Source organism: Treponema bryantii, assembly GCF_900113965.1.
Taxonomy (GTDB): Bacteria; Spirochaetota; Spirochaetia; order Treponematales; family Treponemataceae; genus Treponema_D; species Treponema_D bryantii_A.
In genome coordinates this window covers 392,858-411,031 of record NZ_FORI01000001.1, presented here as the reverse complement: position 1 = coordinate 411,031, position 18,174 = coordinate 392,858, and the positions used below count along the sequence as shown (strand labels likewise).

At 41.7% G+C, this 18,174-nt stretch carries 8 protein-coding genes; 1 reads left to right on the top strand and 7 read right to left on the bottom strand.

Annotated features, from left to right (window positions below; translation table 11 throughout):
• Positions 1 to 42: 42 nt before the first annotated feature.
• The 5 genes from mnmE to BM161_RS01790 are packed head-to-tail and all read right to left on the bottom strand — an operon-like array spanning position 43 to position 12,576.
• Positions 43 to 1,530, bottom strand: a complete 1,488-nt coding sequence (mnmE, locus tag BM161_RS01810) for a tRNA uridine-5-carboxymethylaminomethyl(34) synthesis GTPase MnmE (protein WP_074929947.1) — start codon at positions 1,528 to 1,530, stop codon at positions 43 to 45.
• A gap of 31 nt (positions 1,531 to 1,561) precedes the next feature.
• The gene (locus BM161_RS01805) at positions 1,562 to 3,901 is read right to left on the bottom strand and encodes a putative glycoside hydrolase (protein WP_074929946.1); all 2,340 of its coding nucleotides are present in this window, start codon (positions 3,899 to 3,901) and stop codon (positions 1,562 to 1,564) included.
• 32 nt (positions 3,902 to 3,933) lie between these two features.
• Positions 3,934 to 5,403: an HD-GYP domain-containing protein gene (locus BM161_RS01800; RefSeq protein ID WP_074929945.1), complete on the bottom strand. Its 1,470-nt coding sequence runs from the start codon at positions 5,401 to 5,403 to the stop codon at positions 3,934 to 3,936.
• On the bottom strand, positions 5,390 to 6,514 hold the full coding sequence (locus BM161_RS01795) for a hypothetical protein (RefSeq protein ID WP_074929944.1): 1,125 nt from the start codon (positions 6,512 to 6,514) through the stop codon (positions 5,390 to 5,392). Before BM161_RS01795 ends, BM161_RS01800 begins: the two co-directional genes overlap by 14 nt.
• A 14-nt stretch (positions 6,515 to 6,528) precedes the next feature.
• A complete protein-coding gene (locus BM161_RS01790; RefSeq protein WP_074929943.1) occupies positions 6,529 to 12,576 on the bottom strand; it encodes an Ig-like domain-containing protein in 6,048 nt (2,015 codons plus the stop codon).
• Between the two features lie 144 nt (positions 12,577 to 12,720).
• Here BM161_RS01790 and BM161_RS01785 point away from each other — a divergent pair, with 144 nt between their 5' ends.
• Positions 12,721 to 13,464, top strand: coding sequence for an NAD-dependent protein deacylase (locus BM161_RS01785; RefSeq protein ID WP_074929942.1), 744 nt, complete (start codon positions 12,721 to 12,723; stop codon positions 13,462 to 13,464).
• 11 nt (positions 13,465 to 13,475) lie between these two features.
• On the opposite strand, the gene BM161_RS01780 is transcribed toward BM161_RS01785, so the two are convergent.
• Both BM161_RS01780 and BM161_RS01775 read right to left on the bottom strand, forming a co-directional pair.
• Positions 13,476 to 16,466, bottom strand: coding sequence for a hypothetical protein (locus BM161_RS01780; protein ID WP_074929941.1), 2,991 nt, complete (start codon positions 16,464 to 16,466; stop codon positions 13,476 to 13,478).
• Entirely contained in the window at positions 16,438 to 18,168 is a 1,731-nt protein-coding gene (locus BM161_RS01775) for a putative ABC transporter permease subunit (protein ID WP_074929940.1), read from the bottom strand. Before BM161_RS01775 ends, BM161_RS01780 begins: the two co-directional genes overlap by 29 nt.
• Positions 18,169 to 18,174: the final 6 nt, after the last annotated feature.

Below are 18,174 nucleotides of genomic sequence, written 5' to 3'. Positions count from 1 at the left end.
TTTTTATTGCCCGGGTCGGCCATCCGGGTTAGCCAGTCGGCTTTATTTTCCTACACAGAAGTTGGCAAAAATGCTGCCTAGAACGTCGTCTGGGGTTACGTCGCCGGTTACTTCGCCGAGGGAGTCGAGGGCGTCTTCGAGGTCCTGAACTACGGCGTCGAGGGTGTAGTTGTCGTCGGCACTGATGAGGGCGTGTTCAACGCTTTCGAGGGCAGCGGAAACGGCTTCTTTTTGACGGGCAGAACCAAGGCCTGCCTGTGTGCGTTCGGTTGAAAGACCGGCGGTGAGGATGGCGGTAATTTTTGAAAAAAGATCGGAAAGGCCGGCGCCGGTTTTTGAGGAGATATGTATTGAGTTTTCTGTCACCCCGAACTTGTTTCGGGGTCTGTCTTGAGATGCTGAACCAAGTTCAGCATGACCAGCTTTTTCTGTTGTGCCCCCGGCCTTATCGCTCTTGGTAAATACAAGAATCAGAGGCTCCTGGCAGTTTTCTATGAACTGGCGATCTTCGTCGTTAAGGCCCTGAGTTCCATCAACAAGATACAAAACAACATCTGCGTCGTGGACGAGGTTACGGCTGATTTCTACGCCCTGAGCTTCAATAACGTCGCTGGTTTCGCGGAGGCCGGCTGTATCGAAAAGGCGCACGGGAATGCCGTTTATGCTTGCCCAACTTTCCAGCCAGTCGCGGGTCGTTCCCTCAATGTCGCTTACTATTGCACGCTCCTCTTTGAGAATTGCATTGAATAAAGAAGATTTTCCGGCGTTGGTGCGCCCCGCCAATACTACGCGCGCGCCATCCTGATACAATTTTTCGCCGCGCCACGAATCCGCGAGCGCGCGGAGCCGGCGAGCCGCCATTTCAATATCTTCCCGGTCAAAAGAATCTGCAATAGTCTCTTCATCCTCCGGGTACTCAATCTCAACCTCAATAGCGGCGAGCGTATCTATAATGAGCTTTTTAATGTCATCGATTTCTGCAAATAGCGAGCCAGCAAGACGGCCGGCTGCATGTGAACGGGAAGCATCAGTATGAGAGTCTATGATTTCTTTAACAGCTTCTGCCTTTGTAAGATCTGTTTTTCCGTTGATAAAAGCGCGGAAAGTATATTCACCACGGTTAGCCTGGCGGAAGCCGATTTTAAGCATAAGATTTTGAATTGCAGTTACAACCGCAGGACCACCATGGCAGAAAATCTCGACCATGTCCTCGCCGGTAAACGATTTTGGAGCACGGTAAACAGCGAGCATAACCTCGTCAATTTTTGAGACCTCGCCCTCAGGGACCTCGACACCGGTAGTTTCGACCCCTTCGACAGGCTCAGGGACCGCAACCACCGGGCTTTGTATCCAACCGTAAACTAAGGTATTCCCCGCCGCCTCAAGCAGCGCCTTTGGTCTGCTAAAAACCTTGCTCACAAGCTCAATACACCCCTTTCCCGAAACACGCACAATCCCCAAAGCAGCAGGCGCAAGGGCTGTGGCTATAGATGAAATTGGTTCTTCCGGAGTGTACTGGTTAGGTGTCATATTCTTCCTTTCTTTATGTTTAAGTACGAGATTACGGCATTACCTTCAGGAATGGACGGAAACTAGTTGTTTCCTCCTCGCGGTAAGGATACAAAATACTGTCCAATACCGAAACATCCGAATCTACATAAAGAGGCTTCATCTTATCACCAATTGCAGGTTTACGGAACTCCCTGCTCGCCTCTGCCGCAGTTCCAATAAAGGTTTCTGTTTCGCCAATATCAGGTGGAGTTGTTCCATATTCGCCGGAGTTATTCCAGCACATATAGCCGCGGTCCAGAGAATCGCGAACTCCAAAGAATTGCTTTTTAATATAATCAGAATCGTAATAAAGTCTGTCGTAACTTACATTCAGATAGAAAGACTGAACCCACGGACGAATAATTGCGCGGTTACGGCAAAGCACAGTATTTCGGAAGGAGCCATAGTAGTAAATGCGGTAAGTGCGGTCTGCAACCGGCGCGTAGTTTAAGAAGGTCTGCTCAAAATGACTTGGATAGAACATTGGACCAATTACATCAACATATTCAGCAAGCATTTCTGCATCCTGACCGGTTCTTGTTCCACTGCGGTACCAGCCGTTTGCACCATAAATATCAATTCCAATAGGAGCCTGAATATTTGCACGAGCATAAGAGAGGAACGAAATCAAAGCAGATTCCTTGTCCATTCCCTTATCCTGCCAGCGGTACTGAGCATTATAAAGATTCAAACCATCAGTTGGGAAACGAATATAGTCAAACTGAATTTCATCAAAGCCGCGGGCAACAAGCTCTTTTGCAATTGCAACATTATATTCCCAAACTTCTTCTGAATATGGGTCTACCCACTGCTCATCATAATATGCAGTTTCCTTATTACCGGTTGATTCCCCGTTTTCATCCAGAACATCATCATAGCCCTTAATTCCCATCCAAGGCTTATTGAGCTTTTTGTCCCAGACAGCATATTTTCCATTTTTGTATTTTGAAAGAGAACGGTCTTTGAATGTTACAATGCGAGCAACCAGATAAATTCCTTCATCCTTAAATTCCTTAATGAACTTATCAAGATCTTTGATTGCATAACCAGATGTAGAACATTTTTCCAGAACAAGAGGATCGTGCGAGTCATATCGTAAGAAACCGTAGTCATCCTTCATATCAATTACGATGGAATTCATATTGCGGTCTTTTACAGCCTTCTTAAATTTTGCAACGCCCTCAGGGAAACTGCACTGATATGCCGAAGCATAAATACTCTTGCGTCCGTTTGCAATTTCAGCATAAGGAGAGTTTACAGTTCCAGGATAAAGCAGCCAGAGTTCGTTCAACTGAAGCCCGTGTGCAAAGCCGCTTCTAGACTGAGGAATCCAGGCTGTATTAATCATGCCCGGTACAGAAGAAAATGCTTCATGCCAGTCTCTTTCCTGACTCGGAGTTCCAGGGCTCTGAAGACTATCCAGATCAATAGCACCAAAGCCTTCGAGTCTTGTATATAGAAGAACATTGTCGATTGTAGTAAGTCCGTCTGTTACATCAGTAGGCTCTGCTCCTGTGTAAATGAGTTCACCCTTCTTTTCCTGCCAGTTCAGACGGTAAATGCGAGGCATATAAGTTTGTGATATGTAGATTTCTGTATATACTGAGCCGTCTGCATTTGTACGCACTACAGGAAGAATGTCTGCAAGTTCATCTGATGATGTAAGAGAAGGCATTTTTTCAAAACCAGCATCAATATCTGTCCAGCCAGCCTTAATTTTATCAGGATAAATATAAGAAAGACCAAAAATAGGATGTGCCATAAACACAACACTCTGTCCTTCCAGAGTTGCAACAGCCACTGCCTTTACACCCGGAGAATTCTTACTCATTGAACCAAGATCTTTCCAGGTTTTTCCGGCATCATTACTATAATAAACGCTGTCTTTAGTAGCAGTAACTACTTCGCTGTTGTTAAGCGGATTCACAGATATATCTTTAAGTTCCTGAATCTGCAGCGAGAGAGTTTTTTGACCTTCTTTGAATGTTTTGATTGTTAAGAATGGAAGTCCATTATCACGTTCTTCAAAATTCTTAAGATCATTTGAATAGAAAATACCCTTTTGAGTACGCATGAGCCATGAAGAACGTATAATACCAGAATCATCAGGAAGATTTACACTTAAAAGCTGGTCTACGCGGCCTTCTGTCCACAATGGAATGGCAGAATTTCTGTTAGTAACACGGAATAATCCGTTATCTGACCCAACGAGGAATACTTCTGTTTCCGAATCACCGTCCAGTGAAGACACTGGTGACTTTTCCGGAAGTCTGTATAATGGCTTAACCTCGTCTGAAAATGCAAGGGCCGTTAAAAAAAACAAAGAGAGTACAAAAAATGATTTTTTCATACTCTCTTTATCGGCAATTTATAGTGAAATATTTATACTATCTTGTCGAGGGCTTCTACGACTTCCTGGTCGTAAAGGCCTGGCTGTTCCTTAAGGGTATTAACAGCAGTCTCTTTATCCATTGCACCACGGTATGCACGCTTACTTGAAAGCGAAACATAAGTTTCTGCAACACGGATAAGGCGGGCAATCTGAGGAATCTCGTCGCCAGAAATACCATTAGGATATCCCGAACCGTCAATATTTTCGTGATGCTTTGTAGCAGCATCTTCAAATACACTCCAGTACTTCTTAGGAACAAATTCAAGGTGCTTTTCTGCAAGATTAACGTGCTCATTCAAAGCATGCTTTTCTTCTTCTGTAAGCTGAGTTGCAACAAGAAGATCAGGGTCAATTGCAAGGAATCCTGCGTCGTAAATCATAGCGGCACAGAAGTTGAGCATTGCCATTCCCTGTGGAAGTCCAAGCTGAATAGAAAGCTTGTAAACCAGTTCGGAAACGTTCTTTGAGTTATTCTTACGGCCAGTAACATTATCAATCTGCTGACCAATTTCTTCACACTTAACAGCAAGCTGCTTAAGCTCTTCTTCATCCTCTTCAGAGAAGGTTACATCTGGAAGTGCCTGTGCTGGAGCCCAGGTAGAAGATCCTGCAATTCTTAAAGAAGGATTTCCACCATAGATATCTGTAATACCGCCAAGCATAATGCGGTTTGTCTGGCTCTGATTCTGAGCAAGAAGCTTGAATGCCTGTGCATACTGTTCCTGCTGCATGATGTTTGCCTTTGCAGCTTTTCTGATGATTACCATAATCAGAAGAACAAGGAACACGATAATGATTGCAATACCAATTATTGAGAAAGCAATTACGCGTGTAGAACGCTTTGTTTCTTTTGCAGTTTCAGAGAAGGCGTCTGTAAAAGTATTTCCCATGTCTTTAAGTCCAGACTCAAGGGCATCCTTAAACTCTTTCTGGCTCTGCTTTGTAGCTTCAGCCTGCTCCTTCATTGCATCGGCCTGTTCTTTCATTGCCTTTGCCTGAGCATCCATAGATTCCTGCTGAGCTTCAAAACGCTCCTGCTCTACCTTTCGCTGAGCTGCAGTTTCTGCCTTCTGTGCAGCTTTTTCCTTATTTTCCTGATCCTGCTCTATCTGCTTTACAAGTTTCTTGATTGTTGTATTCTCAATATTAGGATACTTCTCAAGATTCATCTTGATATCAATAAGAGCCATATCATCATATTTATTCTGAAGATTAATTAACTTCTGCTTGTAAACAGTCTGGGCAAAGTACAGAACATTTGTCTGAGAAGCCTCATCCTTGGCAACTGCGAGTGCCTGATTTACATACTTATACGCATCTTCAACATTTCCATCTTCATAAGCCTCATTAGCCTTGTCCAGAAAGCGAACTGCTAAATCTGTTGTTGCCGCAAAAACCTCGGCAGTGAAGAAGACCACAAATAATGCAATGACAATTCTTTTAAGCTTACCTAACAACATTTTCCACTCCAAGAGCCAATATCAGACTAGCTCGATTTTCCATTCCCTCGTTCTTAAGGAAGAATCTATCCCTTAATCCAACATTAAGATTAAGTTTAACTTTTTCCAATTCAGCAAACGGAATTGCAATATTTAATGCAGCTCCCGCAGCTGCCTTTACATCTTTTACAAAGAGGTGACCTGCCAGCCAGTCGGCTGCAAAATCAAGTCTCATATTACCAAGCGGAATATCTTCAAACTTAATTCCCACAAATGGAGAATAGAAGTTATTAAGAACGCCATCTGTTTCAATAGCTAATTCCGACTTACCTGTAATAATAGCATTAAATCCAACTCTTATAAACATATTCTTGGAAAGTTTTGCAAATGCATATTTTACGGCAGCTTCTGCATCTGCAAGCAATGGAACCAATTTTTCTTCATCAGCAATTGCAAGGAACTGGGCTCCAGCAAAAAGGTCTAATCCTAAGACATTTTTGGTTTCCATTGTATATTTATAATTAAAGTCCAGACATACACCATAATGGATAGTGCTAATTTCACTTTCTTTTTCGTACAGATGAAGGAGATCAACCATACCTATCTTAAGCTTCCAGTTTGTACTTGTAAGATTTGTTTCCTTTCCAGAAACATATACAGCACCTGTAGAAGTCTGGCTGGCTGCAACGTATTCTTTTTCTACGCTGCCTCTCTGTTTTTCCTTTTCCATCTGAATGCGGGCAAGCTCAAGCTGTCGCTGATGTTCAAGTTCTGCCTCATGCTTCTTCTGAATTTCATAGGCATCGGAAATCATACTGTACATTTCAACTGCTTCTTCGTTATCAAGATTGTTCTCAATAACAACAAGGGTAGCAGCCATTGCAAAATCATATTCGTTATTTACAATCAAACGTCTGATTTTCTTCTGAGTATAATTTTCCATCAAATAGTAATATCTGTCATTTACATTTCTGGACAGAATTGTATTTAACTTCGAATCATCCTTCGCAGAAAAACAGGTATCAATCTGTTTGTAAATTTCGCTGACATATTCTTCCAGAGCAAAGAGCTTTGAAGAAAAACATAGCAGCAAAACACTAAACGATAATATTTTTAATTTTCTTCCAAACATTCTAACTCCTTTGCCTAGAAGATATTCGTTCTGAAGCCAACAGCAATCTGAGGAATCAAACTCTTAATGTTTGTACCTGAGACGTCGGTAGGAATGAACCACAATGAGCCTTCAGTATAGAGCGAGAACGAACTGAACATCTTAACGTTCTGCAGCTTAACCTTAGGGAACTCAATCTGAGCCAGCAGTGAAGAAAGAATCTGTTCCTTTCCACTGTTTGTCTGAGTAAACATTGCAAACTCGGCACCTACTGCGAATCCGGCATAGAGCCAATCCCAGTCGTGTCCTAAGAAGAAGCTGAATGGAAGCGAAGCAATATTTGCAATAATCTTCAAACTGAAGATATTTCCACCATAACGCATATCTGTCAAATCAAGCTTGAACAGATTAGATACTGCGTCACGCTGCTGCTGTGTGAACTGTCCGTAAGAAGCCTGAACCTTTACAACATCATCAAAGAAGGTAAGTCCGGCACCTACTGCGAACAGAGATTCACCCCAGAATCTGAAGTCTAAGTAAAGACCCTGGATGAATGATGGAATCTCGTATGCAGACTTATCACCCTTACGCAGAGTAACAGTTACATTTTCAAGTTCAACATCATCATTTGAAAGACCAGATGCATTAAGTACCTGGTTATAGCGTCCACCATTTGTTGGAGCAATCAGACGGATTGAAGGTGCAGTGTTATCAACCTGAATGATTGTTCTTGTAATGGCAGTTTCACCATTCTTCATTGTAGCACGGATAAGGAAGAAGTGGTAACCCTCTGCAATATCCTGATTTTCGATACGGTACATCCACTTTTCATTTGTTGAAAGCTCTGTAAATGTCTTACCGTTATCGAAACTGATTTCAATCTTAGCAACTTTCTTAGCGGCTGTAATAGCCTTCTGTTCTGCAGTTGCTTCCTTAGTTCTTGAGAACAAGAGTTCATCTTCACTGATTGAGTAACCAGCCTGTCCTCTGATGTATGGACGGTTGATTGCAAAGTCTCCGTAAGTAAAGTTATCAATTGTTACCCAAGGTCCAATAGGACTGTAAGTAATTGTCTGAACTCTAGACTTAACAGACTTTCCAGAAGAAAGAACTGATTCTACATAGTAAGTATGTACACCTTCATCAATCTGTTCTGGTCCAACATCAAACTTAAAGAAGCCGCAGCTTGTAAGTGTTGTATTCGAAATAAACTTGTCATCAACCCAAAGGTTCAGCAAAGTGATTTCGCTTTCAGATTCTGCCTGACCGTAAACTGTAAATACACCGTTCTTATGCTCACCCTCAAGTGGGTAAAGAATGTCTACAGTAGCAGGAGCAATATTCTTTTCAAGGTGAATGTTGCGGCTGACGTTAGTTATGTTTCCGGCTTTATCTTTTCCAGTAAGTTCTACGTTGTAGAAGCCGTCTGGAAGGTCGCGCATATCAACTGTTTCACCAATGATGCGGTCAATCTTCATATTGCGAACACTTGGTGAAGAACCCTTTTCGAGGTTTCTGATTGTAAGGTAGAGGTCTGTAACTTCTACGTTATCGAAAGTATAACCAGAGAAGAAGAGCTGACCAGTTGTTGTTGAATCATCAAGAGGAAGTTCAAGGTTCAGTACAGGAGCATCGTTATCAATATTGATAAGGCTTGAGTAAAGTCCCTGAATTCCGTAATTATCTGTTACCTTAAGGAAGACTACCTGAGTTCCACCTGGAATTGCACGTGTATCTACTGTGTAAGACCAGTTCTCTGTTCCAACAGCCTCGTTATAAGAGTTACCGTTATCAAGAGAAACCTTAATGTTTGCAATTCCGTTCTTATCGCTTGCCCAACCGGAAATTGTTACAAGGTTACGAACTGAAGTATCGATTGTAGGTTTTTCTACAGCACCCTTTGGCTCTTCAAGAGAGATGCGGTATGTGCGTTCTACTTCCGGACCTTTAACACCGTTGATATCAACTGCATAAACAGTAACTGTATGCTCGTTATCAGTCATTGTTTCAAGAGGTACATCAATAGAGAAGCTTGTGTTCAGCTTGTATTCAGCATCTGCTACAGTTCTCTTGAATACTTCTTTTGTAGAAACCTGCTTGTAGTCTCCGTTATCAATCTTATAGAAGATTGAAGATTCACCATCATCATCATAAACAACGCCCGAAATTGTAAAGTCGCGGGTAATTACCTGCATGTCTTCCGGCACGTGGATTTCTGCTCTTGGCAAGTCTGATTCACTGTCGATGCTGAATGACCATGACTCTACTGTTGCTACGTTGCCCGCATCATCAGTAAAGGCAAATGACATTGCATCATTGATTGGAGCCTCTGGTGTACCAACGTGTGTGTAAATAAGAGGATTCAATTCAATTGGAAGATGTGTATTTGTTCTTCCCTTTTCTGGAGGAGCAATATACTCTGCCTTAGCAAGAAGTGCATTATCAATAACCTCAAATACGATAAGGTTATCACCGTTTACAACATCAATTTCCTGAGGCTCAACTACACGAACCTCTGGTGGAGTTACATCCTTATAAGCAGATGTGTAAACATAAGATTCATGTCCAGATGTGTCGCGGGCACGCATATTAATTCTGATAAGTCCATCTGGTACATCTGCAAGGCTAATATCTTTAGAGAAGGTTACACCAACTCTGTTATTGTTCTTTGAAAGATCAAAGCTTTCCCAAGTTTCACCGTTATCAAGAGAGTATTCAACTGCTCTGATTCCAAGAGGATGAGCTGCTGTACCCGAAAGCTTGAAGGTATTTCCAACCCACTGGAAGAGCTCTGGAGTTACAAAGTTGATTTCTGGGGCACTTGTGTTGGCAATAAAGTTCAGTGGAGCTGAGTTATGTACATCGCCAAAGCGGTCTGTTACCTTTACAACAACGTTCTTGTAGTTACCGTCTTTTTCAGCGTAAAGAGTAATGAGATTTCCGTTTGTATCAACTGCAAGCCCCTGTGTAGCAGAAACAAGTTCTACCTTGAGTGGTGCGTTGTAGTTTACATAATAGAAGAACTGTGAACCATTGCTCAAAACATAAGTGTTATCAATATCATCATAATCTGTGCCAGTAGCTGGCATAGGATAAATGCCTTCTTTGTCATTAAGAAGAGCTTGGTCTGCAGCACGAACTACTGTGAACGAACCAGTTACTGTCTGTTCAAGAGCACCTGCCTTAATTACAGCGCTGAGCTTATTAACACGAGAAGGAAGATTTGTTACAGGAATTTCTGCAATCCAGCGCATTGGTTCTTCTGGTGTAGGCTTAATCAGCTTTGCAGCACCCTTCTGACTTACAGCGCCACCGGCAATTTCTTCTCCGGTAACTTCAAAGTTTACAGAATTAACTGCAGCACCTGTATCAATATAAAGGCGGATTGTTGCAATATCTTTTGAGTTGTAGCCGAGAACTACCGGCATACCGCTCTTGTATTCTTCATCATTAATCTGTGCAATGTGTGCAGAAAGTGAAGGCTTCTTTACAGCTGTGAACTTACCTGCAACAGGTTTTCCGTCTGCAGCAGTTGCAGAAGCAAAGCTTACAGGATTGTTTCCTTCAATCATATCTGCACGAAGGAAGCTCTGATAATCTGATTCAAGTTCACCCTGATAAACTGCAAGGGCATAAACATCAAAACCGTCTGCCCAGAATACAGCCGGAGCTTTTGGAGCAGGCATCTTACCGTTCTGCTCTTCTACATCCGGAATATTCTTAACAGCAAAAGCCTTTGCAAGCTGATTTCCACCGGCACTTTCAGCAATAAGCTCAACAATGTGAAGGCCATAACCATAGTCTGAAGCATCAAAATCAAACTTGAAAGAACCGTCCTTTTCTACATCAACTTTCTTAAAGTCGTCGTTTGCAGCAGGAGCTGTTGTAGTTGCAATAATTCCTTTCTGAATATCTACCTTGGCAGACATAACTCTGTACTTAAGTCCGCCAACGCCAGTTTCGCAGGTAACCTTACCGCTAATGCTTACTGGTCCTTCAAGGCCTGCAATTGCCTTAGAATCTGAATAATCATTGATTGTAATTTCTGGGAGTGCTGTATCTGCACGGAACTTAAGCTGGCGAGACTCAACTGTCTTGCCCTTATCTGTCTTAATTCTTACAACAACAGGCTCCGAACTTCCAATTGCATCAAGAGGAATGAGCTTAATGAGATTTCCGTCCAGTTCAACCTTTGCAAACTTTGTTGCAGGAACAAGCTCTGCGCTTGAAGCATTTGCTCCAATAAGGTAACCAGTTACAGGGAAGTTAGGATCACTGATAATTGAACCGTCTTCTGCAACGGTGCTGTCATCAAATACAATTACAGGCTCTTCTGATTTTACAACTGTTGTATTTGTTACATAGTAAATTGCTCTGTAAGTTGAAACACGGCCAATAATATCTTCTGCAGTTACAGTAAGGTTCATTACACCCTTTGCACTGTCTGGAAGAATTGGGAGTGTGTATGTATAAGAAGTTACGTTCTTAAGATCAACTGAAGTTTCTGCAAGACCGTCTGTTCCCCATGTAAGAGAAGAAGCAACTTTTACAATTCCAATTCCTGAAGTAATTCCAAGAGAGAAGGTCTTTCCACTTTCAGGATGGATTTCCATTCCGTTTACAAAGTCTTCTGCTTCTTTTCCGCTAGAAACCTTTGCATCTGCAAACTGAGGTGTAATTCCGCGTGAAGCAATATTAATTACAGTTGGGTTTCCAACAACATCATTTACATCTACAGCTGTAATAGTTACTTTATGATTTCCAGCTGAAAGATCCTGTGCTGTACAAAGCTGATAATAGAAGACACCCTTTGTTTCCTGAATAATCGGTTCATTCTGGTCGAGCTGAATGCGAACTTCTTTTACTCCATCAGGGTCTGTTGCAATACCACGAACGAACAGAGGATCTGAATCACCAAAGTTCTGACCATCTACAGGCTCTGAAATACTAAGAACAGGCTTATCAAGTTCCTGATTCAATGGAATATTGCGGGTTACATCTACAACGTTTCCAGCACGGTCTTTTGCGTGAATAGTAAACTTCTGTGATTTTTCTTTTCCGCCGAGTGTGTCTACGTTTACGGCCCAGTATGGGTTACCAGGAATAAGGTCAAAAGTTCCGCTCTGAGCGCCAAAAGTCCATGTAAGTTCTGTTACACCGATTGTATCTTTTGCATAACCGGCAACTGTAAACTTACCGTTCATTGTCTGGCCTTCTGCAGGGTAAACAATACCTACATCCGGCTTAGTATTATCAATAAAATAAAGGAAGGAATACATTCCCACAGATCCGGCTCTATCAATTGCCTTAAACCAGAGAACTGCAGGTCCATCCTGGAATTTCTTAGTATCAACAGAAACTGTAAAATCACAAAGGTCTTTATTCTTGTTGCCGCCAAACTTCAGAGGTATAAAGTTTTCGCCGTTATCAACAGAATAATAAAGCTCTTTAATTCCGTTTCCATCTGAAACAATACCGTCAAACTTAACATTTCCAGAAACAAGAATACCCATTGTCTTGTCCTGAATTTCTGTTACCGGCTGTTTACGGTCGAGCTGCCAGGTGAGAGTATAAGGATTACTTACTTTTGGTTCATTATTAATATCATAACCAATTACTTTAATTGTATGAGGTCCTTCTTCAAGGTCGTTTGTGTCGAGATAATATGACCAGAATTCTTTTCCTTCTGCGGTTACGTGCTTTTCGGTTTCCATTCCTTCATCAAGGACAAGGTCTACTCGTGAAACTCCATCATCATCCACACAGGTACCTACAATGTTGAGGTTTCCTACAACGCGCATGTTTGGATACGGGTTTGTAATACCACAAATCGGGAGATCTGATTTTGGATCGAGATAAAGGTTATGTGGACCTTCGATGTGTACGTTTCCACCAAGGTCGCGGGCAGTAATTAAGATGTTGTACTTACCTGGTTTGCGGCTTTCCAAATCGAACTGCTCCTGCCAGCTGTTCATGTTTTCAACGTTGATATCTTCAACGTCTCCTTTACCATGAGCGGTCAGCAGACTTGCGAATAAAATACAAATTGCTGGAATCAATAAAACTTTTTTCATGTTAACCATCTAGCACCTCTGTTTATATTGAAAAAAATCCTTAAATTTAAAATCCCTCATTTTATTATCGGCGCTTTTACATTGTTTAATTAGAAAAAAGTGAGTTATAATAAATTTACAAGATTTTTAAAACTTTTTAGGGAGAACACAAAAATGAGTACAACCGATATATCAATTTTACAACAAATTATTAATAAAAGCAAAAAGATTGTATTTTTCGGTGGCGCCGGCGTTTCTACTGAGTCTGGAATTCCAGACTTCCGCAGTGTAGACGGTTTGTATAACCAGCAGTGGAAATATCCGCCTGAGCAGATTATCAGCCGTACTTTCTTCTACCACAACACCCCGGAATTTTACCGCTTTTACCGCGCAAAACTGCTTCCGCAGGGAATTAAGCCAAATGCTGCTCACTATAAACTTGCGGAACTCGAGGCCCACGGCAAGTTACTTGCAGTCGTAACTCAGAATATTGATGGCCTGCACCAGATGGCAGGAAGCAAAAACGTTTACGAGCTGCATGGAAGCACTCTCAGAAACTACTGCCTGGACTGTAATGCTTTTTATGATGAAAAAATCATTATTGAAAGCGAAAATGCACCGGATAAGCTCCCTCACTGCCCTAAATGCGGCGGTCTTATTAAGCCGGATGTAGTTTTATATGAAGAAGGCCTGGACCAGGAAGTAATTAACGGCGCCGTAAATGCCATTAAAGCTGCCGACACCCTGATTATTGGCGGCACTTCGCTCACCGTTTACCCGGCAGCAGGTTTAATTGATTATTTCCATGGAGAAAACCTTGTTCTGTTAAATAAATCGAGCACCCCGCAGGACCGGCTTGCAAATCTTGTGATTCACGAGCCGATTGGCGAAGTGCTCAGTCAGATTAAAGTTGAATAATCTTCTATATATTAGAAGTTTACATCAAAGCCGACGGTAATATTTGAATATTCTGTCGGCTTTACATTTTCATAGGTTCGCAGTGAATAGCTGTAAACAATATACATTCCCATCTTAAATGCAGATTTTGCGACTATACCAATATTTGGAGTGAACTCAAGCCCACCTTTAAGATATACAGAATCAAGATAATATCCTCTTCCGTCTGCAATTGCCTTAAAGTATTCTCCAAGTTTTGCTGTCTGAAAGCCCTGTACAGACGCAGAACCCGCAGTTCCTGTTGCAGCATAACCTACACCAACATAAAAATCATTAAGATATACAGCAGTAAGGAATGGAATTGCCTTCTGAATATCCATAGAGAATGCTTTGATTTCTACAGTTCCATCAAATACAACATTGCCAAGGCGGTCTTTAGGATTTAATTCGTCGGCAACCTCTTCTCCAAAGAATGCATAGGCATAATGAGATGATGATGGGAAGAGCGAGAAGTCCAGAGTGAGCGGCAGATTGTAAGTGTAGCCGTATTTTGACTCAATTGGCAGAAGACGAGGAATGCAGATTTTTGCAGCTCCGGCAAGAGCAGACTTATCTATAAGTGCCTGTGATGGATCTGTAAAAGAAGCATCGTAATAGCGACCATAGCTGAGGGCCACGGCAAGGCCTGCGCGTTCAAAACGCCCTGGCCCTGCTCTTCTGATATTTGAGAACTGAGCACTTACAACATCATAAAGTGAGAAGGCAATTTCTTTTTGATTTCCAATAAGTGCCTGGGCCTGATTTGAGAAAGACAGATAAGAGATTCTGCCAACTTCGAAAGTTGTTGAAATTGCAGAAATAATTCCGCTCTGCTTCCAGCCCTCATCATCCGGGTCAAATTCAGACTTAATTTGTGTCTGAGTATTAAAGAGAGATGTTGAAGTTCCCTTTGTAATTGTTATTGCAGAACCAATGGCATTAGTAAACGGATTATATCCCGCAGTTACCTGCATAAGGTCTGTTCCACCGTTTGTCCACGGATTAGCAGTAATATAAGTTGCTCCAGCCAGGAAGTAAGCATCATAGGTTTTGGCACTATCTGCATTAAAACCAAAATAATCTGTTGTATATGAACAAAGTGGAATGAAAACGCCGCGTGCCAAATATGGAAAAGGATTAAATTTCTTTGATGGAATTGAGACATTAGAAGATACGTATGAATCTGATATTGGAGAATTGATGATTTCTGAATCTTCATCATCAGATTCTTCTGAATCTACAGTAACAGCCACCTCTTCCTCATAATCAGAATCATTGTTCATACACAAAATTCTGCTCTGGCGCAGGAACTGGCCGATATATACAACCTTTCCGTTCCAGACAACAGGTTCAAATACACCACCTGAAATATCCTGAGTGCTCAAAGAAAACTGACCGCTTGCCGCATCCATAATTCCAAGGCGAGGCATAGTTCCTTTCTGAGCATAACTGAAGTATAAGTTTTCACTGCCGTCATCACTTTCACTGTAAGACAAAGAGCGTACAGTAGTTCCCTGTGGGAAGGCATATTCTTTGAGCAGAGTTCCGTCTACTGAGTTCACACAAAGGCTGTAAGAAAGAGCGTGCTTTTTAAGATAAGCAAAAGTTCCGTCACTAAGCGGTGTAAACGCATACGGATTTGTTTCCACATCAAAAACCATTTCGCTAACAGGTTCAACTCCCGTTACACGGCGGCCCTTACTATTAAATAGAAGCTTATACACAGCAATACTATAGTGCTGAGCATTATATTTCTGCCCGATAAGATACCAGCCGCCGTCGCTTTTTAATACAACCGCTTCCTTAAGGCCATGCTGTCTCACACTATAAAAATCGTCGCTCTCAAAATCATAAAGTTTCACACGGGCCTGCTCGTTTGCCGCATTTCCACTGATATAGCTGATCGCAATAAAGCGTCCATCATTAGAAAGTTTTGCGTCTGAAAGCCCAGACTGAGAAAAGAGTTTTCCGTTCTGAGTGAAAACGCGGCCACCAAAGTAGTCTACCCAGGCAAGTCGGTCTCCACCGGCAGTCAATGAAGCATAATAAGAACCCGCATTATTTAATTCAGAATAATCATCACTTTCCGGCTCAAAAAAGTCCTGAACCACACCTGCTCTCACAGGGTTTGCCGCAACCTCAGGCACTTCATAATCATCAATAAAATACGACCATGCGAGTTTTAATTTTATTCCAAAGGCTTTCTTGAACGCGCCCGAGATCGTAAAATTCTTACCGTTTACGACGCGCCACCAGAAATCTGCGTAGGCATCCAGTCCATAATTATCCTGCAGCCACTGATGAAACGCCCCGTTAAAGAAATATGGCGCGCCGCCCGGCTGAATATCTGCCGCACCCGAAACATCATGATAATTAGGAAATTTATCTTCAATCTTTGCCTGCTTTACATAATGCTTTGCATATTCATCATTCAAACGGCCCTCGCCTGCTGCACTTTCACTGGTGACAGTAGCTCCTTCGGCCATACCTGTTGTAACCGAAAGCATTCCCGGAACAACACAATCACCAAAAATTGTGCCCATTCCACGCCAGAACCCATTTTTCATATTATAAGTAACTGCGTGTGTTAATTCGTGACGGAAGGTAGAAAGCAAAGTTTCACTGAAAACAGCAAGCTCGCTCGAACCAGAAGAGCCTGTGTCATACAAGGCAATATGATTATAAGGAAGAGATGTCCAGAAGGCATTAAACTGTTCAACCGCTGGAGTAATTACAACCGGCATTCTGAAAGAAGGAGTAAGCCCATACTGAGCTGTAACTTCTTCATAAACTGTGTCGGCTTTTTCATAAAGGATGGCAGCTGACTCTTCGCAGCGTGCCGGATAAATAATATCAAACCATTTTGTTTTTGCTACACGGAGATTTTTTTCTCCCCAGAGCATTCCGCTGTGTGCACTAAGCTGCGCACACAGCAAAAGAATTACAATTAATAACTTACATTTCTTTAAGTTTCTTTTCTGCATATCTGAAATATCCCGCTCCTACAGGTGCGGAGATTATAGCATATATGCAGCTTAAAATCACAAGGGAATATAATTTCTTAGGTAGTACAAAAACCAGAAGTACCACTACAAGTCCAATTGTTGTCATAGAAAGCAACATAGACCAGAGTACATTAAAGTTCTGCTTGCTTGCGGCCATTGGTGTTTCCCAGTTCAGCTTTGGATGTACAGTATCAATAAACATATCAATGAATATTAGTAGAAGAGAAACTGTTGCCGAAACCAGAATCACAGAAACCCATACAGAAATTAAATCTGTAAATGAAAGAGGAACTTCAAGTAAAACGTACGCAATTCCAATTATGATGATTGAGATAACTGCGGCAATTCCTACATACAGCATTGCATGCCAGAATTTTACTTTTACAATCATATCAAACTTTACAGGCATTGCCTTAAGATCATTTAAAGATTTTCCTTCTCTTGAAAATGATGTTGTTGCAAGATTAGCAAAAGTTCCGGAGAAAACTGTAAAGCCTGCACCAACCAGAGCCACATAATATTTTACAGACCCCAAAGCTTCAGGGGTAAGCTCTGCAAGGCTTTCTTTGATTGCAGCAAGAATCTGACCAATGCCTTCTCCTGCCATTATAAATCCAATTCCAAAAGAAAGAATAAAGATTACCGGGAACAGATAAACAAAAAGCGGTCCGTTCGAAAAGAAAGCCGGCTCACGAACAACATTTCTGTAGTCGCGGACAAACAACGCATGGAATACTGATTTTGCATGAACATCCTTGCTGATAACTTCTTCTGCTTTTTCTGCGCTAAGCTTTTTTGCCTTAACATCAGAAAAGCCGTTCAAGCTCTTCATGTACATTGTTCCAACAAGCGGAACCAGTCCAAAAAGAATGCCCGCAGTAATTGCCGCAAGAATCAAAATTGGAATGATTTTTCCATTAAGCGCACCGGCAATATACATAAAAACTGCATTCTTTGAACCAAAGTTGGTAAGCCAGTCAATTGAAGAACCAATCTTTTCACTAACAAATTCAGGCTCTGAAAATGAAAGAGAAACTGACGAGTTGAGAAGTCCATAGAACATACAGAAGGCAATCAGAAGAATTGTTGCAACAACTGTCAGCAACTTTTTATTTCTCAGCGGCGGAATAAAATAAAGCACTAAAATAAAAAGCAGATAGATTATAAAAACCGCAACAACCGAAAATGCAATTGCTGAAACTAAAAAGCCCAGATAGAAAAGAGGATTTGTAAGCAGCCCTTCATTGTAGCCATACACAAAGGAGCTGATTGCAAACATGCCGATTCCCATTACAGCATCTGATACAAAAGAAACTGCAAACTTTGCTCCAAAGAACTGACCAGGAGTAAATGGAAGGCTCATCAGAAATTCTTCACCAGTTCCTGTGTAGTAAGTAGAAGCAACCGAAGTAAATCCAAAGAACATGATTACCGCAACTGCAACCAGCATTGAGATTAAAGGCATCATCTGCTGATTTCCGTTTGCTGCAAGATATTTATAAGTACCCACCATATAAAGTGAGTACATTGCAATCATTACTCCAAACACATAAAGGAAGGCAAGAATCAGAAAAAGACTTTTGATAATTCCTTTCGGACCTTTTTTAAAGCCGTCGGTAATTGTTCCAAAAGAAGTTGATAATGAATTTGCATTCAGAATTTTAAAAAGTTTATAAAGCATGGCTCA